The following is a 17281-nucleotide window of genomic DNA, read 5'->3' as shown; positions in this document are numbered from 1 at the left end:
GAGGGAGGCTATCACTCGGGCCGGCCCGTGCAAACCGGGCACGGCCCCCGGACGGGGTGGCGTCAGGCGGTTTCGAGGACGCCCTTCTCGCGCGCAAGATCGCGCATGCGCTTTTGCAGCTTCTCGAAGGCGCGCACCTCGATCTGGCGGATACGTTCCCGGCTGACGTCGTATTGCGTCGACAGTTCTTCCAGCGTAACCGGCTGGTCCTGCAGGCGCCGCTGCATCAGGATGTCCTTCTCGCGCTCGTTCAGAACGTCCATTGCCCGCGCCAGAAGCGAGCGCCGCATCTCGAGCTCGTCGCGCTCGGCGTAATCGGCGGCCTGGTCGGCATCCTCGTCCTCAAGCCAGTCCTGCCACTGGGCGGCGCCTTCGCCATCGGCCGACACCGTCGCGTTGAGCGAGGCGTCGCCCCCCGACAGGCGCCGGTTCATCGAGATCACCTCGTCCTCTGTCACGCTCAGGTCATGCGCGATCCGGGCCACGTGTTCGGGCCGAAGGTCGCCTTCCTCAAGCGCACCGATCCGGGCCTTCGCCTTGCGCAGGTTGAAGAACAGCTTCTTCTGCGCCGAGGTCGTGCCAAGTTTCACAAGGCTCCACGAACGCAGGATATACTCCTGGATCGAAGCCCGGATCCACCACATCGCGTAGGTCGCAAGACGGAAGCCCTTTTCGGGATCGAAGCGCTTGACCGCCTGCATCAGGCCAACGTTGGCCTCGGAAATGACCTCGGCCTGCGGCAAGCCGTAGCCGCGATAGCCCATGGCGATCTTCGCTGCGAGCCGCAGGTGCGACGTGACAAGCTGATGCGCGGCGTCGGTGTCCTGATCCTCGACCCAGCGCTTGGCCAGCATGTATTCCTCCTCCGGCTCCAGCATCGGGAACTTGCGGATTTCCTGCAGATACCGGTTCAGGCCCTGCTCGGGACTGGGCGCGGGAAGATTCGCGTATGTGGCCATGGACTTCTCCCTTGCTCGCCTCGCATGTTGCGAGGCTTAACATAGATAGTGAACTATTCGGTTCAGATCAAGATGTGACCGCTAACGTGCCTGTGCTGACAAAGCATGAACGACGCGGACGAAAAGGAAAGCCCTGTGTCAGTGCGCTCACGCACTGGTGTTGAGCGGCGGCGCGCCGCCTGCATTGGCACCAATCCATGCGATCCTGCATGGATAGAATGCCTATATCACAAATTTCCATGCATACCGTAATTCATTATCCCCGCGTCACCGGTCCTGTCCGGGATAAGGAGGCCATGATGCACACCCACTTGATCACCCGAACCGCGCGCGCCGCCGGCGCGCTTTACGCCGTCATCATCGCCGCCGGCATCTGGAGCGAACTGGGCGTGCGCGCCCGCCTGATCCAGCCCGGCGATGCGGAGGCGACCTGGGCGGCGATCGGCGCCCACCTGCCGCTTCTGAGGGCGAGCATCGCCGCCGACGCGGTGATGCTTCTTGCCGACGTGGCACTTTCTGTGCTGCTCTTCGCCCTTCTGCGTCACGTCCACCGCGAGGTCGCGCTGACCGCGATGGTCCTGCGCCTGATCCAGGCGGCCATCATCGGGGCCAGCCTTCTGGCGCCGATCGGCGTTGTCCTGCTGGCCAACGCAGATGTGACCGACCCGGCCCGCAGCGCGCTTTTCCTCATGGAGTTGCATGGCGCCGGCTATGACTTCGGCCTGATCTTCTTTGGCGTGAACACGGTGCTGACAGCCTGGCTGCTGTGCCGCTCGGGCCTTGTGCCTGTATGGCTTGCGGGGCTTCTTGGCGGGGCGGGCCTTGTCTATCTTGCCGGCAGCTTCACCCGGCTTCTGGCGCCCGAGGTCAACGCCTTGCTTCAACCCGCCTACGCCCTGCCCCTTCTGGCCGAGACCGCGTTCTGCATCGCGCTCCTTGCAGGCCTCCCGCGCCACCGGGCTGCGCCGCGTGCCGCCTAGCCCCGCAGCAGGGCGGCAAGGGCGGCCATGTCGGCGGGCATCGGGCTTTGGAACTCCATCCGCTCGCCCGTGACCGGATGATCGAACCCCAGGACCGAGGCGTGCAGCGCCTGCCGGGGGAAGGCTGCCGCGGCATCAGCGGCGGCCGCGCCCAGCACCTTCGCGTTGATCCTGCGCCGTCCGCCATAGATCTGGTCGCCGATCAACGCATGGCCCGCGTGGGACAGGTGGACGCGGATCTGGTGGGTGCGCCCGGTCTCGAGTCGGCAGCGGATCAGCGCCGCCTGATCGGCGAAGGCCTCGTCGACCGTCACGCGGGTCACGGCGTGGCGGCCGCGGTCGAAATACACGGCCTGCCGCTGGCGGTCGGTGCGATGGCGGTCGAGGCGTGTCGTGATCTTCAACACCCCGCCGAGTTCGAAACTGGTGCCGCGCACGCCGCGCAGGCGGGGGTCGCCCGGGTCCGGGACACCGTGGCACAGCGCGACGTACTCGCGGGTCATCGAATGATCCTCGAGCTGGGCGGCAAGGCCATGGTGGGCGGCATCCGACTTGGCTACTACCAGAAGTCCGGTCGTGTCCTTGTCGATGCGGTGAACGATGCCGGGGCGCTTTTCGCCCCCCACCCCAGAAAGGCTGCCGCCGAAATGATGCAGAAGCGCGTTCACAAGCGTGGCGCCAGGCGTGCCCGGAGCGGGGTGAACCACCATCCCCGCGGGCTTGTCGATCACGACAAGATCGGCATCCTCGTAGACGACCGCCAGCGGAATGTCCTCGGGCGCGGTGTCGACCTCTGCGGCCTCGTCGACCCTGACCTCGTAGACCTCGCCCGCCGCGACGCGCGCCTTCGCGTCGGTCACCGGCGCGCCATCCTTCGACACGGCGCCCTCGGCGATCAGCCGCGAAAGCCGCGAGCGCGACAGATGCGCCTCGTCTGGCACATCGCGGGCCAGTGCCTTATCAAGGCGCGACGGCGGATCGTCGCCAAGGATCACGCGGATCAGCGAGGATGCCATGGATCAGCCCCCGATCCCGGAGGCCGAGGCGCGAAACCTGAGGTTTCTCAGGCTGTTGGTGACGGTGCTGACGGCTGTCATGATCCTTGGGCTTGTAACTGTGGTGGCGCTGCTTGTCATCCGGCTTCAGGCCCCCGCGCCGGAAACCCTGCCGCTGCCTGACAGCATCGCCCTGCCGGACGGCGCCCGCGCGCAGGCCTTCACGCAGGGGCGCGACTGGTACGCGGTGGTGACCGCGGGCGACGAGATCCTGATCTTCGACCGGGCGACGGGTGCCCTGAGGCAGCGGGTCGAGATCACCCCGGCCGACTGACCGCATCGCCGGTAAACCAGCCTGAAGTCATCGCAAGAACCCAGCTTTCGGCATTGTTCGCCCGGGCGCGCTCGGCCATTTCCGAGGGGTCGTAGGGCACCGTGCGCAGGCTTGTCCGCCAGGTGTCGCCCACGCGCTCGACCACCGCATAGCGCGCGTCGCCGGCGCCGGTTTCGGCGATGAAGGGGTCGACCTCGCGGTCGTCAAGATAGGCGGGGCATCCCACCGACCCGGGGTTCAGGATGGTCTGGTCGCCGATCCGCACCATGCGCGGGACATGGGTATGCGCGCAAAGGATCAGACCTTCGGCGACATCGCCAAGCAGGGCGGCGACGTGATCGCGATCGGCCATCTCCATGCGGCCCTTCGGGCTGCGAACGTCAAGCCAGTTGGTCTCATCATCGGTGGGCGTGGCATGGCAGAGAAACGTCTCTTCCCAGCGCAAGGTGGCGGGAAGCGCGGCGATCCAGGCAAGGTGCCTCTCGCTCAGATGCGGATGTGTCCACCGTTCCCACAGGCCCATCGCGGCGAGGGGCCGGTCGATCAGGGCCCGGTCGTGGTTGCCCGCGACCGTGGGAAAGCCACGGTCGATCAGAAGATCCGCCGTCCCCGCCGGGTCGAGCGGACCCGACAGCGAATCGCCCAGGTTCACCACCCGGTCGATGCGCTGACGGTCGATGTCTTCAAGAACGGCGCGCAGCGCGGCCGAGTTGCCGTGAATGTCGGCGATGGCCGCGAACTTCATTCGCGCAATGTCCGCCGGCCGGTCAGTGCACGTTCACCGGCGCAAGGTCGTTCTGCCGGGCCAGAACGAAGGCAAGCTTGCGGTCGCGCACCAGGGCCAGACGCTCGCCCTCGGCGTTGTGGACAGCAAAAAGCTGGTCGATGCCCTGGGCCTGCTGGCGCACGTCCTCGGGCAGGTCGGCCACGGCGACGGGCCGGACATAGACGATCCGGTTCTCGTCGATCCTGTCGAAATCGTATGGCGTGTTCATCTGCTCATCCCCTCACTTCGCCTTGGAAATCTCGATACGGCGCACCACAGACTCGGGCACCGCGCGCTTGAGATCCACGTGCAGAAGCCCGTTCTCGACCGTAGCGCCGGCCACTTCGACCCCGTCGGCCAGGACGAAGCTGCGCTGGAACTGGCGCGCGGCGATCCCGCGATGCAGGAAGACGCGGCTCTCGTCCTCGTCGGACTGCCGGCCGCGGATCACCAGCTGCCGATCCTCAAGCGTGATCGCAAGATCGTCCTCGCGGAACCCCGCGACCGCAAGCGAGATGCGGAAGGCGTTCTCGCCCAGTTGTTCGATGTTGTAGGGCGGATATCCGGCCGAATCGGACTTGGCCGTGCGCTCCACCAGCCGCTCGAGCTGGTCGAACCCCAGAAGGAAGGGATGGGACCCCAAAGTCAGTTTCGTCATCACGTGTCCTTCGAAAAGCGACCGTCGTCGTGGCCCCTGTCTGGCGGCCACACGCGAAATATGGGGTCCACTCCAGCACCCTGCAAGTCGCATTTTTTTGCCTGAAAGCACGAGAATCGCTTATGTTGGGGCGCCAGGGGATTGAGACGGTTCGAAGATGAACGTCACCACGCCGATGACCATGATGTCCGAAGAGATGCTGCGCGTCAGGCTCGAGGTGCTGCGACGCGAACATCGCGATCTCGACGAGGCGATCCTCGCGCTCGAACAGAAGGGCACGGGCGACCAGCTGACCATCCGCCGGCTGAAGAAGCAGAAGCTCCAGCTGAAGGACCGGATCGCGCAGATCGAGGACACGCTGACCCCCGACATCATTGCGTAAGGCCTTGGTCCCGCTATAGTGCCGCTTCCCCGAAGACACGGAGGCGCGGCAGTGGGCGTGGATGTAGGCATCATCATGGGCAGCCAGTCCGACTGGCCCACGCTGAAGGCGGCCGCCGCGATTCTCGACGAACTGGGCGTACCCTACGAGGCCCGCATCGTGTCGGCCCATCGCACGCCCGACCGGCTTTGGGACTATGGCCGGACCGCCGTTGACCGCGGGCTGAAGGTGATCATCGCCGGCGCCGGCGGGGCCGCGCACCTGCCGGGCATGATGGCCTCGAAGACACGGCTTCCCGTGATCGGCGTGCCGGTGCAGACGCAGGCGCTCGGTGGCGTTGACAGCCTTTATTCCATCGTCCAGATGCCCAGGGGCTATCCTGTGGCGACCATGGCGATCGGCGGCGCGGCGAACGCGGGCCTGATGGCGGCCGGCATCCTTGCGCTTTCGGACCCGGCACTCGCATCGCGGCTTGACGCCTGGCGCGCGGCGCTGTCGGCCTCGATCCCGGACGAGCCCGCGGATGACTGACCCCCTTCCGGCAGGCAGCGTCATCGGCATCCTCGGCGGCGGACAGCTTGGCCGGATGCTGTCGGTCGCGGCCGCGCGCCTTGGCTACCGCTGCCACATCTTCGATCCCGATCCCGCAGCGCCTGCGGCGCATGTGGCCCACGCCGTGACGACGGCGGGCTACGACGACCACACGGCCCTTGCCGCCTTCGCCGACGACGTCGCGGTCATTACCTACGAGTTCGAGAACATCCCCGCCGCAGCGCTTGAGATCCTGGGCGCCTCGCGCCCTATCCGTCCGGGGAGTCGCGCGCTGTCGGTCAGCCAGGACCGGCTGAGCGAAAAGACCTTCCTTGCCGGTCTCGGGCTTGCCACCGCGCCCTTCGCGCCAGCGGGCGATGCCGCCGAGCTTGCGGTGGCGGTCGCCGAGATCGGCACACCGTCGATCCTGAAGACGCGGCGCTTCGGCTACGACGGCAAGGGACAGGCGCGGCTCGCGACGGCCACCGACGCCGACGCGGCCCTGGCCGCGATGGCGGGCGCGCCCGCGATCCTCGAGGGCATGATCGCCTTCGAACGCGAGGTCTCGGTGATCGCGGCGCGCGGTCTCGACGGCCATGTCGTGTCCTACGAGCCGGGCGAAAACGTGCACGAGGGCGGCATCCTGCGCACCACCACCCTGCCCGCCCGCCTGTCCGGCGCCCAGCGGGTCGAGGCCGCAGGCATTGCCGCGAAGATCCTTCACGCGCTCGACTATGTGGGCGTCATCGGGGTCGAGCTTTTCGTGACGCCCGACGCCCTTCTCGTCAACGAATTCGCGCCGCGGGTCCACAACACCGGCCACTGGACGCAGAACGCCTGCGCGGTCGACCAGTTCGAACAGCACATCCGCGCCGTCGCGGGCTGGCCTCTGGGCGCGCCCGACCGCGTCGCCGACGTGACGATGGAGAACCTGATCGGGGCCGACATCGAGCGCCTGCCGGCATTGGCCGCGACCCCCGGCGCGGCGATCCATGCTTACGGCAAGGCCGAGGCGCGGCCGGGCCGCAAGATGGGCCATGTCAACCACGTCACGCGCCTTGGGTCTTAGGGTCCGCTCTCCCCGGCTGGCGGTGCGCGGCCTGATCGTGCAAGACGGCCGGCTGCTTCTGGTCAACGCCTATCCGGGCGAGGCCAGCGACCTGTGGTGCGCGCCCGGCGGCGGGGTCGAACCCGGCACCTCGCTGCCCGAGAACCTGCGCCGCGAAGTGCACGAGGAAACCGGCCTGTCGGTCGAGGTCGGCACGCTTGCCCTTGTGAACGAGTTTCACGACCCCGCCAGCGGCTTTCACCAGGTCGAGATGTTCTTCCGCTGCCGCCTGCTGACCCCGGCGATCCCGGCCGGCTGGCGCGACCCCGAAGGCATCGTGAACCGCCATCGCTTCGTCACGCCTGGGGAATTCGCCCGGCTGCGCGTCAAGCCCGACAGTCTGGGCCGCGCGGCCTGGGGGGACGAGGGGCCCGCCCTCTACGACCCGCTCGAACCGATCGTCCGATAATCCGCAAAGACCTCCATCGACCCGCAAGTATCCTGGGGGTCCGGGGGCAAAGCCCCCGGCTTCAGCCCACCAGCTCAAGCCGCGGCGTCGCGTCGATCAGTCGCCGGGTATACGGATGCCCCGGCGCGTCGAAGACCCGTGGGGTCGGTCCCTCTTCGACGATCCTGCCCGCCTGCATCACCATCACCCGGTCGGTGATCGCGCGCACCACCGACAGATCGTGGCTGATGAACAGATAGGACAGGCCGAAGCTGCCCTGAAGCTCGGCCAGAAGGTCGAGGATCTGCGCCCGGATCGACACGTCGAGGGCCGAGACCGCCTCGTCCAGGATCACAAGCTCGGGGCGGATCACGATAGCGCGGGCGATGGCGATGCGCTGGCGCTGACCGCCCGAGAACTCGTGAATATAGCGGTCGGCGTCGGCGGGCTTCAGGCCCACCGCCAGAAGCACCTCGGCGATCCGATCGCGCCGTTCGGCGGGCGCCGTGTCGGTCAGGTGAAAGGGCTCGGCCACCAGACGGTCGACCCGGTGGCGCGGATTGAAGGACCCGAAGGGATCCTGAAAGACCACCTGCATCCTGCGCCGCACCGCGCTTGGCACATGGGGGGCCAGAACCGGGTCGCCATCCAGCGTGATACGCCCCCCCTGCAGCGGCTCCAGGCCAAGGATCGCGCGCGTCAGCGTGGACTTGCCGCACCCGGATTCGCCCACAAGACCAAGGCTTTCACCCGCTCTCAGCGTCAGGTCGACCCCGTCGACCGCCCGGAACTGCGGACGCGGGCCGAAGGGGGTGCGGCGGGGCAGCGGATAATCGCGGACGGCGCCCTCGACGGACAGAAGCGGCCGGTCCGTGGCCATCGGCTTGCGGTCGGGCACATGCGCCGAGGCCGCGATCAGCCGCTGGGTGTAGGGGTGATGCCGGCGCGAAAAAAGCCCGCGCGTCTCGCCCGTCTCGACGATCGTGCCGTCCTTCATGACAGCGACCCGGTGGGCCAACCCCGACACCACGGCAAGGTCGTGGGTGATCAGCATCAGCGCCATCCCCTCGTCCCGGACCAGATCGCCAAGCAGGTCGAGGATCTGGGCCTGCGTGGTCACGTCGAGCGCGGTCGTGGGTTCGTCGGCGATCAGCAGCCGCGGGCGCAGGGCGATCGCCATGGCGATGCACACGCGCTGGCGCTGGCCACCCGACAGCTCGTGCGGGAACCGATCAAGAGGAAAACGGTCGGCGGTCAGCCCGACGCGGTCAAGCCTTTCGCGCGCGACCCGCATGGCCTCGTCGCGGCGGTGGATGCCGTGCACACGCAGCGTCTCGGCGACCTGGTCACCGATGGTCTGCACCGGGTTGAGCGCCGTCATCGGCTCTTGGAAGATCATGCCGATGTCGCGGCCGCGAATGCTGCACATGGCGCGTTCGGTCTGCGCCAGAAGATCGCTGCCGCCGAACATCGCGCGGCCCGAGACACCCGCGCCATGGGGCAGAAGCTGCATCAGCGACAACGCGGTCAGCGACTTGCCCGAGCCCGACTCGCCCACCATGCCGAAGATCTCGCCTTCGCCGATGTCGAAGGCGACGTCGCGCAGGATCGGCGTGCCGCGGATGTCCAGAGACAGGCCCTCGACCGAAAGAAGCGTCATCGCGCGCGCCTCAGCCGGGGGTCGAGGATGTCGCGCAATCCGTCGCCCATCAGGTTCAGCCCCAGCACCGTCAGGACGATGGCAAGGCCGGGCAGGATCGCCAGCATCGGCGCGAAGGAAATCATCGTCTGGCTTTCAGCCAGCATACGGCCCCAGCTTGGCGTGGGCGGCTGCGCGCCGAGGCCGACATAGCTCAGCGCCGCCTCGGCGAGGATACCAAGCGAGAACTGGATCGTGCCCTGCACGATCAGAAGGTTCGCGATGTTGGGCAGGATGTGTTCGACGCTGATCCGCGCCCGGTTCTTGCCCGCGACCCGCGCCGCCATGACGTAATCGAGTGTCCAGAGCGGCAGCGCCGCGCCGCGCGTGACACGGGCGAAGACCGGGATGTTGAAGATCCCGATCGCCAGGATCGCGTTCACTGCCGAGGGACCGAAGACCGCCGTGATCAGGATCGCGATGACAAGCGACGGGAAGGCGAAGACCAGATCGTTGCCGCGCATGATGATCTCGTCGACGATCCCGCCCCGGTTCGCGGCGGCCAGAAGCCCAAGCGGCACCCCCGCCAGGATCCCGATGCCGACCGCCACGATCGCCACCGCGATCGAGGTGCGGGCGCCCACCATCAGCATCGACAGCATGTCGCGGCCAAGGTGATCGGTGCCAAGAAGATGCCCTCCGCCCGGTGGCAGGAAGCGGCCCTGGATGTTCATCGCCTCGACCGCATGGGGCGTCCAGAGGAACGACACGATCGCCGCCGCGACGAAGACGACGCTGAGCGCGGCCCCGATCCAGAGGGAGGCGGGCAGTCTCATGCCTTCCGCCTCAGCCTGGGGTCGATGGCGGCATAGGCCAGGTCGACAAGGAAGTTCACGACGATCACGGCAAAGACCAGAAGCATCACGACCGACTGCACCACGATCAGGTCGCGCTGGGTGATGCCCTGGAAGATCAGCCGCCCGAGGCCGGGCAGGAAAAAGACGTTCTCGATGATGATCGCGCCGGCCAGCAGGAACGAAAACTGAAGTCCGAGGATCGTCATCACCGGGATCAGCGCGTTGCGGAAGGCGTGGCGGCGGGTGGCCTGGGCGCGGCTCAGCCCCTTGGCGCGGGCGGTGCGGATGTAGTCCTGCCCCAATGTCTCGAGCACGCTCGAGCGCATGACCCGCGCAAGGATCGAGGCCTGCGGCAGCGCCAGCGCGACTGCAGGCAGGGTCAGCGCCTTGACGCCGGCCCAGAAGCCCGCCTCCCACCCCGGAAAGCCGCCGGCCGAAAACCACTGAAGCTGGATCGCGAACAACAGAACCAGCAGCATCGCGAACCAGAAGTTCGGCACCGCGATGCCAAGCTGCGTCGCCCCCATCACCGCCACGTCGGCGGCCTGCCCGCGCCGCGCGGCGGCGATCAGGCCCACGGGAATGGCGATGGCCGTGGACAGAAGCAGTGCGTAAAGCGTCAGCGGCAGCGAGATCCAGAGCCGCGCGACCACAAGCTGGACCACCGGCACGCGGTAGGTCAGCGAGGTGCCGAAATCGCCCGCCAGCATCCCCCCGGCCCAGGCCAGATAGCGCACCGGCAGGGGGTCGTTCAGGCCCATCTGCTCTCGCAGCGCCTCAAGCGCCTGCGGATCGGCGTTGAGCCCCAGCATGAAGGCGGCGGGGTCGCCCGGAATCACGTCCGTCACAAGAAAGATGACAAGACTTGCCACGAGAAGGCTCAGCGCAAGCGAGGTCAGGCGGCCAAGAAGAAAGGCAAGCATGGACCCGAGCCTATGCCACGGCCGGGCGCCGCGCCATGGGCTTGGCGGGCACGCTCACGGCCGGATCACGTATTCCTTGCGGGTGGTCTCGATCACCTCCCAGGTGCCGCTGAAGCCGGGGCGGATGACGAAGGCGTCACCCGCGCGCAGCACATGCACCTCGCCGGTGTCGGCGGTCAGGACCGAGTGGCCGGCAAGGATGTGGCAGAACTCCCATTCGTCATAGACCACCCGCCAGGCGCCGGGGGTGGATTCCCAGACGCCGGCGTAAAGCCCGTCGTGGTCTTCGGCGTTCCAGGTGCGGTGGACCGGGTCGCCCGAAATCAGACGCGCAGGATCGGGTCGGCCGATTTCGGGATCGCCGGTCGCGGCAACATGAAGGAAATGCATCGCGTTTGCCTTTCGCAGGGGGCCGTGGCCGCCGATGGCCGCCACGGCCGGCCGGTCATTCCGTCCAGCTGACGCCGGTCAGATCGTTGGCCTGGGTGGGCGAGTTCAGCCACAAGCCCTGGATCTTCGCGTTCGCGACCCCGGTCTTGGCAAGCTGGAACAGGAAGGCGTTGACGTAATCCTCGGCGATCATCGTCTGCGCGGCCTGCAGAAGGCGGCTGCGCTCGGCCGGGTCGGCGGCAAGATCGAGGTCCCTCATCAGCTGCTGGAAGGCCGGATTGTCGTACTGGAAGTAGTAATCCGGCCGGGCATAGATGTTGACGTCCATCGGTTCGGTGTGGCTGACGATGGTCAGGTCGAAGTCCTTGTTGGTGAAGACCTGTTCAAGCCACTGCGCCCATTCGACATTCTCGATCTGCGTCTCGATCCCCACGGCGCGAAGCTGGGCGGCGATGATCTCGCCCCCGCGGCGCGCGTAGGACGGCGGCGGCAGGCGCAGGCTCAGCGTCAGCCCCTCGGCGTGCCCCGCCTCTGCCAGCAGTGCCTTCGCCTTTTCCGGGTCGTAGCCCGACAGCCCGGTCAGGTCGAGGTAGTCGGGGTTGTGCGGGGCGAAATGCGTGCCGATGGGCGTGCCATAGCCGAACATCGCACCGTCGATGATTTCCTGCCGGTTGATCGCGTGGGCGATCGCCTCGCGCACGCGCTTGTCCGACAGGGCCTCGGACTTGTTGTTCATGGCCAGGATCGTCTCGCCCTCGGTCGAGCCGATCAGAAGCTGAAAGCGTGGATCGGCCGCGAACTGCTGCAGCGTCTCCGGCGCGGGCATGTTCGGGAAGGCGTCGATATCGCCGGCCATGACGGCGGCGAAGGCGGCCGTCGGGTCCGAGATGAACTTGAACGTCGCGCTTTCAAGCGCCGGCGCCGCGCCCCAGTAGGCCGCGTTGCGCGCGATCTCGATCCGGTCGCCCTGCACCCAGCGCGAGAAGGTGAACGGGCCGGTCCCGATGGGGGTGGTGGCGGCCGCGGCCACCGACTCGGGCGCCACGATCACCGCGTCGCCCCACGCCATGTTGGTCAGGAAGCCGCCGTTCGGCGCCGAGAGCGTGACCTGCACGGTCAGCGGATCGACGACCGTGACGTCGGTGATCCCGGCGAACAGCGCCTTCTGCGCGTTGGTCGAATCCTCGGCCCGGGCCCGGTCAAGCGAGAACTTCACGTCCTCGGCGTCGAAGGTTGTGCCGTCGTGGAAGGTCACGCCCTCGCGCAGGCGGAAGGTATAGACGGTGCCGTCGTCGCTGATCTCCCAGCTTTCGGCCAGCGCGGGCGCGATGCTGCCGTCGGCCTGATACCGCGTGAGACCTTCGAAGATGTTGGCATAGACGACCTCGTCGATGGCGGCTGCCGCCCCGCCGGTGGGGTCAAGGTTCGGCGGCTCGAGCACCATGCCGACGGTGATCGAGGTCTGCTGGGCTGCGGCCATCTGCGCGGCGACGAGAAGCCCCGCGGCAAGGATCGGCAGGCGAAGGGTCATGGAGGGTCTCCCTGGCACGTTTTCCGGCAGGCTAGCCGGGGGGCGGCGCTTTGGGAAGGGCGCGCATGTGCGCCGTCACGGCAGCGCGACGGCGCGCCGGAAGGCAAGGCTTGTCGGCCGGTCGAAGCCGGGATGCGCCTCGGTTCCCGTCTGCTGAAAGCCCAGCGCAGCGAAGGTGGCGTGAGTCTCGGCCAGTTCGACGCGGGTCTTCAGGACGAGCGCCGGCAGGCCGCGCCGGCGCGCCACCGCGTCAGCCTCGGCAAGCATCCGGCGCAAGACCCCCTGACGACGGTGCAAGGGCGCGACGGCCAGTTTTCCAAGGTACAGGTGATCGATCCTTGGCGCGCAGAAGGCGCAGCCGACCAGCCGATCGCCGTCATGGGCAAGGATCAGCACCTCGCCGGCAGCCTTGGCGCGCAAGGTGTCGGGAGTCATCGCGGCGAAGGAGGACGGCGGCGCGATCCGCCCCTCCATCGGCCCGAAGCACTGCGCAAGAAGATCATGAAGGCCCGCCCAGTCTTCGAAGCCAGGCAGAGCGGGGCCTGCGCGGATCATCGCGCCAGAAGCGCAACAAGGCTCAACGCCATGACCTGCGCGGCCTCGACCATGTCGTCGATGCCGACCCATTCGTCGGGCTGGTGCGCCAGATCGAGAATGCCGGGGCCATAGGCGATGCAGTTCTTCAGCCGACCGATCCGGTCGATATGCTTCTGGTCGTAGGTCCCGGGCGAGACGACGAACTCGGGCGGGGCGCCAAGCACACGGCCGATCGCGCTTTCGACCGTGCGCACGATGGGCGCGTCGCGGTCGGTCATGCTGGGCACGACCTCGTGCAGGTCGCGCAGTTCGTAGGCGAAGCCCGGGCGCTCTTGGGCGATCCTTTCGAGCATCTCCGTCACCTCGGCCTTCACCTCGGTCAGGTCTTCCTCGATCAGGAAGCGGCGGTCGATGACGATGCGGCAGCGGTCGGCGACGCACGGAGCGGGAAAGCCGGTGAAGCCCTCCTCCGGCTCGGCCTCGCCGCCGTGGATCGAGTTGACATTGAGCGTGGATTGCCGCGCGCCTTCGGGGACCACCGGCATCGCGGTGCGCTTGGTGGCCAGAAGCGGATAAAGCGTCGCCTCCATCTCGGCCAGGACGGCGCCCATGTGACGGATCGCGCTGTCGCCCAGGAATGGCATCGAGCCGTGGGCGATGCGGCCCTGCGTCTCGATCTCGGCCCACCAGACGCCCCGGTGGCCAAGGCAGATGCGGTTCTTGTTCAGCGGCTCGGGGATGATGACATGCTGGACGCGCGACGGGTCGAACCAGCCGCGTTCTGCCAGGAAGGCGACGCCACCGTAGCCGCCCGATTCCTCGTCCGCCGTCGCGCTGATCTCGACCGCGCCGGCGAAATCGGGCGCGACCGAAAGAAACGCCTCGGCGGCGATGACGCTTGCGGCAAGTCCGCCCTTCATGTCGCAGGCGCCCCGGCCATGGACGCGGCCGTTCTTCACCTCGCCGCCGAAGGGGTCCGTCGTCCAGCCGTGACCTTCCTCGACCACGTCGAGATGCGAGTTGAAATGGACACACTCGCCCCCACGAGGCCCGTCGCGGCGGGCGATCAGGTTCCAGCGCGGATACTTGTCGCTGTCGCCGGGCGCGCCTTCGGCGCGGACCAGGTCGATGCTGAAGCCCTGCGGACGCAGCCGCTGGGCCACAAGGTCGCAGACTTCGCGATAGTGCCGCCCGGGCGGGTTGACCGAGGGGATGCGGATCAGGTCCTGGGTCAGCACGACAAGATCATCCCGCCGCGCGGCAACGGCGGCGAGAAGCCGGTCGGAAAGATCAGGGACGGACATGGGCGGAACTCTAGCAGCCGGGCGGGCGGGTGCAATCTGTCGCGCGGTCGGGCTCAGCTGCCTACGGGCGCGCCCGAGCGGTGGCGCGCCGGGCCGAACAGCGCGGCACCGGCCAGGATCACGCCCGAGACGGTCGCGATCATTCCGGCCGCGCTGACCGAGTTCGCGGCCCCGATCCAAAGCGGGCCATAGCCCGCAAGCACATAGCCCAGCACCGCCGACAGGATCGCGAAAGCGACCGACCAGCCGACCTGCCGTTCAAGCCGGTCGGTCATCAGCCGCGCGGCGGCGGGCGGACAGATGAACATGGCGATCACGATGATCGAGCCCACCGCATCGAAGGCCGCCACCGCCGCCAAGGCGGCGACTGCCACAAGGCTTAGCCCGATCGCTGCGACCGGCAGTCCGGCGACGCGCGCGAACCCCTCGTCGAACGTCGATATCTTGAGCGGCCGCCAAAGCAGCCAGGTATAGGCGGCGACGACAACAAGGGTGGCGAAGATGCGCCCAAGCTCGGGCGGCAGGCCCGACAGCGCCAAGGGGTCGAGCAACGACCCCCAGCCGGTCGCATCAAGCCAGATCAGCGACTCGAGGTTGCCCATCAGCGCATGTTCGACGTCGAGATGCACCGACGACGTATCCGAACGCTCGAGCAGCAGAACGCCGCCCGCGAACATCGCCGTGAAGATGACCCCCATCGACGCCCCGGATTCGATCCGGCCCAGCCGGCGCACCGCCTCGATCAGAACCACCGCGACCAGCGCGGCACCGGCCGCCCCCAGCATCATTGGCGCCGTCGTCACCGTCCCGGTGATCAGGAAGGCCACGACGATGCCGGGCAGGATGACGTGGCTTATGGCGTCGCCAATCAGCGCCTGCCGGCGCAGAAGCAGGAAGTTCCCCGGCAACGCGCAGGCCACCGCGGCAAGCACGCCGATCAGCATCGGCGTCAGGCTGAGGGGAACGAACTCGGCGCCGCTCATGGCGCGACCCCGACCGGCGGGCCAAGTCGCGCGTCAAGGAGGCGCAGCTGGTCAGAGGTCAGCACCTCCTCGATGCCGGTCAGCCCGTCATAGCGGGCGGCGGCGGCGCCCTCGCCCGGCAGGGTGCGCAGAAGGCTCCAGCGGCGTTCGTCCAGCAGCGCCTTGGCCGCACGCGCCCGCCCGGCCTCGGTTGGCACGCCGTCGGGGCGCATCAGGTCTTCGCGCACCAGAAGGCGGCGCGTGAACCCCTCGTAGATCGGCTGGCCTTGCGCCAGCGCCAGCAACCCCTGCCGGCGATGCACCCTGCGCTGAAAACGGCGGTACCGCAGGACCGCGGCCAGGACCCCGCGTCGGGGCGACAGAAGAAGCGACAGAACGAAGGCGCCAAAGGCGATCAGCACGATGATCGGCCCCGTGGGCAGCGCCGGCGCCGAGGCCGAGATCGCGGCCCCGGCATAGCCCGAGGCGGCGCCGATCGCGCCGGCCAGCACGATCACGCGGTCGCTGCGCTCGGTCCAGAAGCGGGCGGTGACGGGTGGGATGATCAGAAGCGCGACGATCAGGATCAGTCCCACGACCTTCAGCCCAACGACCGTGACCGCCATCACCAGCGCCATCATCGCCAGGTCGATCCGCCGCGTGTCGACGCCGGTGGCCGCGGCATAGCCGGGGTCGAAGCACACAAGCGTCATGGGCCGGCGCAGGATCAGGACGGCAGCCAGCGCCAGCGCGCCCCCCACCGCGATGGTCAGCGCATCGGCGCGCAGCATCCCCGCGGTCGATCCCAGAAGGAAGCCTTCCAGTCCCGCCTGGCGTCCTGCCGACATCGACTGGACGATCGTCAGAAGCACGATGCCGAAGCCGAAGAACACCGACAGCACCGCCCCGATCGCGGCATCCTCGGGCAGGCGCGTCCGGCGGGTCAGCGCCTGCACGGCCAGAAGCCCGATCCCGGCTGAAATCGCCGAGCCGGCAAGCAGCCCGGGCAGGGCCCGTCCGTCGCCGCCAAGGGCGACCATGACGATGAAGGCAAGGCCGACACCGGGAAGCGTTGCATGGCTGATCGCGTCGCTGACAAGCGCGCGTTTGCGCAGGAACAGAAAGGTGCCCGTGATGCCGGCCGCAGCGCCCAGAAGCGCCGCGCCCAGCGCGACGAGGGTCGCGTTGTAGCCAAGCTGAAGCGTCAGGGCGTCAAGAAGCATGGCCCGGGTCCGCGGGACGGGACAGCCGCGCGACATGGTCGGTCTCGAGCCGCCCGCCATAGGCGGCCTGAAGGGCCTCGGGGGTGAAGGCGTCGGCCACCGTCCCCTCGGCGATGGCGCGCACGTTCATCAGAAGCACGCGGTCGAAGTAATCCACGACCGTCGACAGGTCGTGGTGCACGGCGACGATGGTCCGGCCCTCGTCACGCAGCGCCTTCAGAACGGCGATGATCGCCTTTTCGGTCGCTGCGTCGACCCCGGCGAAGGGCTCGTCAAGAAGGTAAAGGTCCGCGCCCTGCGCCAGCGCCCTTGCAAGGAACACGCGCTGCTGCTGGCCGCCGGACAACTGGCCGATCTGTCGGTCGGCGAACGCGGCCATGCCGACGCGGTCAAGGCAGGCAAGCGCCCGGTCGCGGTGGCGGGCGCGCAGCGGACGCAGAAGACCAAGCTCGCGGTAAAGGCCCATCAGAACGACGTCGAGCACGCGCGCCGGGAAGTCCCAGTCGACGCTCGCGCGCTGCGGGACATAGGCGATGCGCCCGCGCGCCCGGTCAAGCGGTTCGTCGTAGACGCTGACCGTCCCCGACAAGGCCGGCACGATGCCCAGCGCGGCCTTGAGCATGGTCGACTTGCCGGCCCCGTTCGGGCCGACGATGGCCGTCATCGCGCCGGGAAGAAAGGTCGCGTCAAGCGAGAAGACGGCCGGGCTTTCGCCGTAGGACACCGTCAGCCCCCGGATCGCCAGCGGGCTGCCGGCGGGATCGGGTGGTGCGATGGGCCGTCCGTCGGCGGCGACAAGTTCCGGTCGGGCCAT

The 17281-nt window shown here is 68.2% G+C and carries 21 protein-coding genes; 6 read left to right on the top strand and 15 right to left on the bottom strand.

The features are described 5' to 3' along the window. Positions 1-62: 62 nt before the first annotated feature. Entirely contained in the window at positions 63-959 is an 897-nt protein-coding gene (rpoH, locus tag ACRDNQ_RS12555; RefSeq protein ID WP_431828992.1) for an RNA polymerase sigma factor RpoH, read from the bottom strand. A 299-nt stretch (positions 960-1258) separates the two neighbouring features. Here rpoH and ACRDNQ_RS12550 point away from each other — a divergent pair, with 299 nt between their 5' ends. Continuing rightward, positions 1259-1939 carry a DUF4386 domain-containing protein gene (locus tag ACRDNQ_RS12550; RefSeq protein WP_431828991.1) on the top strand — a complete coding sequence of 227 codons (681 nt, stop codon included), beginning with the start codon at positions 1259-1261 and terminating at the stop codon, positions 1937-1939. Here ACRDNQ_RS12550 and ACRDNQ_RS12545 read toward each other — a convergent pair. Next, positions 1936-2955, bottom strand: coding sequence for an RluA family pseudouridine synthase (locus ACRDNQ_RS12545; protein ID WP_431828990.1), 1020 nt, complete (start codon positions 2953-2955; stop codon positions 1936-1938). The two genes, ACRDNQ_RS12550 and ACRDNQ_RS12545, sit on opposite strands and share 4 nt — an antisense overlap. Between ACRDNQ_RS12545 and ACRDNQ_RS12540 the strand changes: the two genes are divergently transcribed. Continuing rightward, entirely contained in the window at positions 2954-3268 is a 315-nt protein-coding gene (locus tag ACRDNQ_RS12540; protein ID WP_431828989.1) for a DUF6476 family protein, read from the top strand. The genes ACRDNQ_RS12545 and ACRDNQ_RS12540 overlap by 2 nt on opposite strands. Here the strand turns inward: ACRDNQ_RS12540 and ACRDNQ_RS12535 are convergent. Genes ACRDNQ_RS12535 through ACRDNQ_RS12525 form a run of 3 tightly spaced genes read right to left on the bottom strand, consistent with a single transcriptional unit; the run spans position 3252 to position 4692 of the window. Next, complete coding sequence (locus ACRDNQ_RS12535; protein WP_431828988.1) at positions 3252-4013, bottom strand: metallophosphoesterase family protein; 762 nt, start codon at positions 4011-4013, stop codon at positions 3252-3254. The genes ACRDNQ_RS12540 and ACRDNQ_RS12535 overlap by 17 nt on opposite strands. A gap of 22 nt (positions 4014-4035) precedes the next feature. After that, complete coding sequence (locus ACRDNQ_RS12530; protein WP_431828987.1) at positions 4036-4263, bottom strand: DUF1150 family protein; 228 nt, start codon at positions 4261-4263, stop codon at positions 4036-4038. A gap of 12 nt (positions 4264-4275) precedes the next feature. Then, positions 4276-4692 carry an Hsp20 family protein gene (locus ACRDNQ_RS12525; protein WP_431828986.1) on the bottom strand — a complete coding sequence of 139 codons (417 nt, stop codon included), beginning with the start codon at positions 4690-4692 and terminating at the stop codon, positions 4276-4278. A 157-nt stretch (positions 4693-4849) separates the two neighbouring features. Between ACRDNQ_RS12525 and ACRDNQ_RS12520 the strand changes: the two genes are divergently transcribed. Genes ACRDNQ_RS12520 through ACRDNQ_RS12505 form a run of 4 tightly spaced genes read left to right on the top strand, consistent with a single transcriptional unit; the run spans position 4850 to position 7122 of the window. Next, positions 4850-5074 carry a YdcH family protein gene (locus ACRDNQ_RS12520; RefSeq protein ID WP_431828985.1) on the top strand — a complete coding sequence of 75 codons (225 nt, stop codon included), beginning with the start codon at positions 4850-4852 and terminating at the stop codon, positions 5072-5074. A gap of 51 nt (positions 5075-5125) precedes the next feature. After that, complete coding sequence (gene purE, locus ACRDNQ_RS12515) at positions 5126-5605, top strand: 5-(carboxyamino)imidazole ribonucleotide mutase (RefSeq protein WP_431828984.1); 480 nt, start codon at positions 5126-5128, stop codon at positions 5603-5605. After that, complete coding sequence (locus ACRDNQ_RS12510; protein ID WP_431828983.1) at positions 5598-6674, top strand: 5-(carboxyamino)imidazole ribonucleotide synthase; 1077 nt, start codon at positions 5598-5600, stop codon at positions 6672-6674. Before purE ends, ACRDNQ_RS12510 begins: the two co-directional genes overlap by 8 nt. Continuing rightward, complete coding sequence (locus ACRDNQ_RS12505) at positions 6643-7122, top strand: NUDIX domain-containing protein (RefSeq protein WP_431828982.1); 480 nt, start codon at positions 6643-6645, stop codon at positions 7120-7122. The genes ACRDNQ_RS12510 and ACRDNQ_RS12505 overlap by 32 nt, the downstream gene beginning before the upstream one ends. Positions 7123-7183: 61 nt before the next feature. On the opposite strand, the gene ACRDNQ_RS12500 is transcribed toward ACRDNQ_RS12505, so the two are convergent. The 10 genes from ACRDNQ_RS12500 to ACRDNQ_RS12455 all read right to left on the bottom strand — a co-directional run bounded on the left by ACRDNQ_RS12500 (position 7184) and on the right by ACRDNQ_RS12455 (position 17281). Then, a complete protein-coding gene (locus tag ACRDNQ_RS12500) occupies positions 7184-8761 on the bottom strand; it encodes an ABC transporter ATP-binding protein (RefSeq protein WP_431828981.1) in 1578 nt (525 codons plus the stop codon). Continuing rightward, the gene (locus ACRDNQ_RS12495; RefSeq protein ID WP_431828980.1) at positions 8758-9576 is read right to left on the bottom strand and encodes an ABC transporter permease; all 819 of its coding nucleotides are present in this window, start codon (positions 9574-9576) and stop codon (positions 8758-8760) included. The genes ACRDNQ_RS12500 and ACRDNQ_RS12495 overlap by 4 nt, the downstream gene beginning before the upstream one ends. Continuing rightward, entirely contained in the window at positions 9573-10520 is a 948-nt protein-coding gene (locus tag ACRDNQ_RS12490; protein WP_431828979.1) for an ABC transporter permease, read from the bottom strand. Before ACRDNQ_RS12490 ends, ACRDNQ_RS12495 begins: the two co-directional genes overlap by 4 nt. Before the next feature lie 54 nt (positions 10521-10574). Then, positions 10575-10910 carry a cupin domain-containing protein gene (locus ACRDNQ_RS12485; protein WP_431828978.1) on the bottom strand — a complete coding sequence of 112 codons (336 nt, stop codon included), beginning with the start codon at positions 10908-10910 and terminating at the stop codon, positions 10575-10577. A gap of 55 nt (positions 10911-10965) precedes the next feature. Beyond that, complete coding sequence (locus ACRDNQ_RS12480) at positions 10966-12441, bottom strand: ABC transporter substrate-binding protein (RefSeq protein WP_431828977.1); 1476 nt, start codon at positions 12439-12441, stop codon at positions 10966-10968. A gap of 75 nt (positions 12442-12516) precedes the next feature. Then, on the bottom strand, positions 12517-12996 hold the full coding sequence (locus ACRDNQ_RS12475) for a GNAT family N-acetyltransferase (protein ID WP_431828976.1): 480 nt from the start codon (positions 12994-12996) through the stop codon (positions 12517-12519). Continuing rightward, positions 12993-14282, bottom strand: coding sequence for an acetylornithine deacetylase/succinyl-diaminopimelate desuccinylase family protein (locus ACRDNQ_RS12470; RefSeq protein ID WP_431828975.1), 1290 nt, complete (start codon positions 14280-14282; stop codon positions 12993-12995). The genes ACRDNQ_RS12475 and ACRDNQ_RS12470 overlap by 4 nt, the downstream gene beginning before the upstream one ends. A 53-nt stretch (positions 14283-14335) precedes the next feature. Then, the gene (locus ACRDNQ_RS12465; RefSeq protein ID WP_431828974.1) at positions 14336-15265 is read right to left on the bottom strand and encodes a metal ABC transporter permease; all 930 of its coding nucleotides are present in this window, start codon (positions 15263-15265) and stop codon (positions 14336-14338) included. Beyond that, complete coding sequence (locus ACRDNQ_RS12460; RefSeq protein ID WP_431828973.1) at positions 15262-16467, bottom strand: metal ABC transporter permease; 1206 nt, start codon at positions 16465-16467, stop codon at positions 15262-15264. Before ACRDNQ_RS12460 ends, ACRDNQ_RS12465 begins: the two co-directional genes overlap by 4 nt. After that, on the bottom strand, positions 16457-17281 hold the full coding sequence (locus tag ACRDNQ_RS12455) for a metal ABC transporter ATP-binding protein (protein WP_431828972.1): 825 nt from the start codon (positions 17279-17281) through the stop codon (positions 16457-16459). Before ACRDNQ_RS12455 ends, ACRDNQ_RS12460 begins: the two co-directional genes overlap by 11 nt.

It is taken from the genome of Saliniferula longa, assembly GCF_050789285.1.
Lineage (GTDB): Bacteria > Pseudomonadota > Alphaproteobacteria > Rhodobacterales > Rhodobacteraceae > CAVPWP01.
This window is presented reverse-complemented; position numbering and strand designations above follow the sequence as displayed.

Coding starts and splice junctions, on each gene's coding strand:
- rpoH (WP_431828992.1), bottom strand. CDS start 959: ATGGCCACATACGCGAATCTTCCCGCGCCCAGTCCCGAGCAGGGCCTG.
- ACRDNQ_RS12550 (WP_431828991.1), top strand. CDS start 1,259: ATGCACACCCACTTGATCACCCGAACCGCGCGCGCCGCCGGCGCGCTT.
- ACRDNQ_RS12540 (WP_431828989.1), top strand. CDS start 2,954: ATGGATCAGCCCCCGATCCCGGAGGCCGAGGCGCGAAACCTGAGGTTT.
- ACRDNQ_RS12545 (WP_431828990.1), bottom strand. CDS start 2,955: ATGGCATCCTCGCTGATCCGCGTGATCCTTGGCGACGATCCGCCGTCG.
- ACRDNQ_RS12535 (WP_431828988.1), bottom strand. CDS start 4,013: ATGAAGTTCGCGGCCATCGCCGACATTCACGGCAACTCGGCCGCGCTG.
- ACRDNQ_RS12530 (WP_431828987.1), bottom strand. CDS start 4,263: ATGAACACGCCATACGATTTCGACAGGATCGACGAGAACCGGATCGTC.
- ACRDNQ_RS12525 (WP_431828986.1), bottom strand. CDS start 4,692: ATGACGAAACTGACTTTGGGGTCCCATCCCTTCCTTCTGGGGTTCGAC.
- ACRDNQ_RS12520 (WP_431828985.1), top strand. CDS start 4,850: ATGAACGTCACCACGCCGATGACCATGATGTCCGAAGAGATGCTGCGC.
- ACRDNQ_RS12510 (WP_431828983.1), top strand. CDS start 5,598: ATGACTGACCCCCTTCCGGCAGGCAGCGTCATCGGCATCCTCGGCGGC.
- ACRDNQ_RS12505 (WP_431828982.1), top strand. CDS start 6,643: ATGTCAACCACGTCACGCGCCTTGGGTCTTAGGGTCCGCTCTCCCCGG.
- ACRDNQ_RS12500 (WP_431828981.1), bottom strand. CDS start 8,761: ATGACGCTTCTTTCGGTCGAGGGCCTGTCTCTGGACATCCGCGGCACG.
- ACRDNQ_RS12495 (WP_431828980.1), bottom strand. CDS start 9,576: ATGAGACTGCCCGCCTCCCTCTGGATCGGGGCCGCGCTCAGCGTCGTC.
- ACRDNQ_RS12490 (WP_431828979.1), bottom strand. CDS start 10,520: ATGCTTGCCTTTCTTCTTGGCCGCCTGACCTCGCTTGCGCTGAGCCTT.
- ACRDNQ_RS12485 (WP_431828978.1), bottom strand. CDS start 10,910: ATGCATTTCCTTCATGTTGCCGCGACCGGCGATCCCGAAATCGGCCGA.
- ACRDNQ_RS12480 (WP_431828977.1), bottom strand. CDS start 12,441: ATGACCCTTCGCCTGCCGATCCTTGCCGCGGGGCTTCTCGTCGCCGCG.
- ACRDNQ_RS12475 (WP_431828976.1), bottom strand. CDS start 12,996: ATGATCCGCGCAGGCCCCGCTCTGCCTGGCTTCGAAGACTGGGCGGGC.
- ACRDNQ_RS12470 (WP_431828975.1), bottom strand. CDS start 14,282: ATGTCCGTCCCTGATCTTTCCGACCGGCTTCTCGCCGCCGTTGCCGCG.
- ACRDNQ_RS12465 (WP_431828974.1), bottom strand. CDS start 15,265: ATGAGCGGCGCCGAGTTCGTTCCCCTCAGCCTGACGCCGATGCTGATC.
- ACRDNQ_RS12460 (WP_431828973.1), bottom strand. CDS start 16,467: ATGCTTCTTGACGCCCTGACGCTTCAGCTTGGCTACAACGCGACCCTC.
- ACRDNQ_RS12455 (WP_431828972.1), bottom strand. CDS start 17,281: ATGGCCCGACCGGAACTTGTCGCCGCCGACGGACGGCCCATCGCACCA.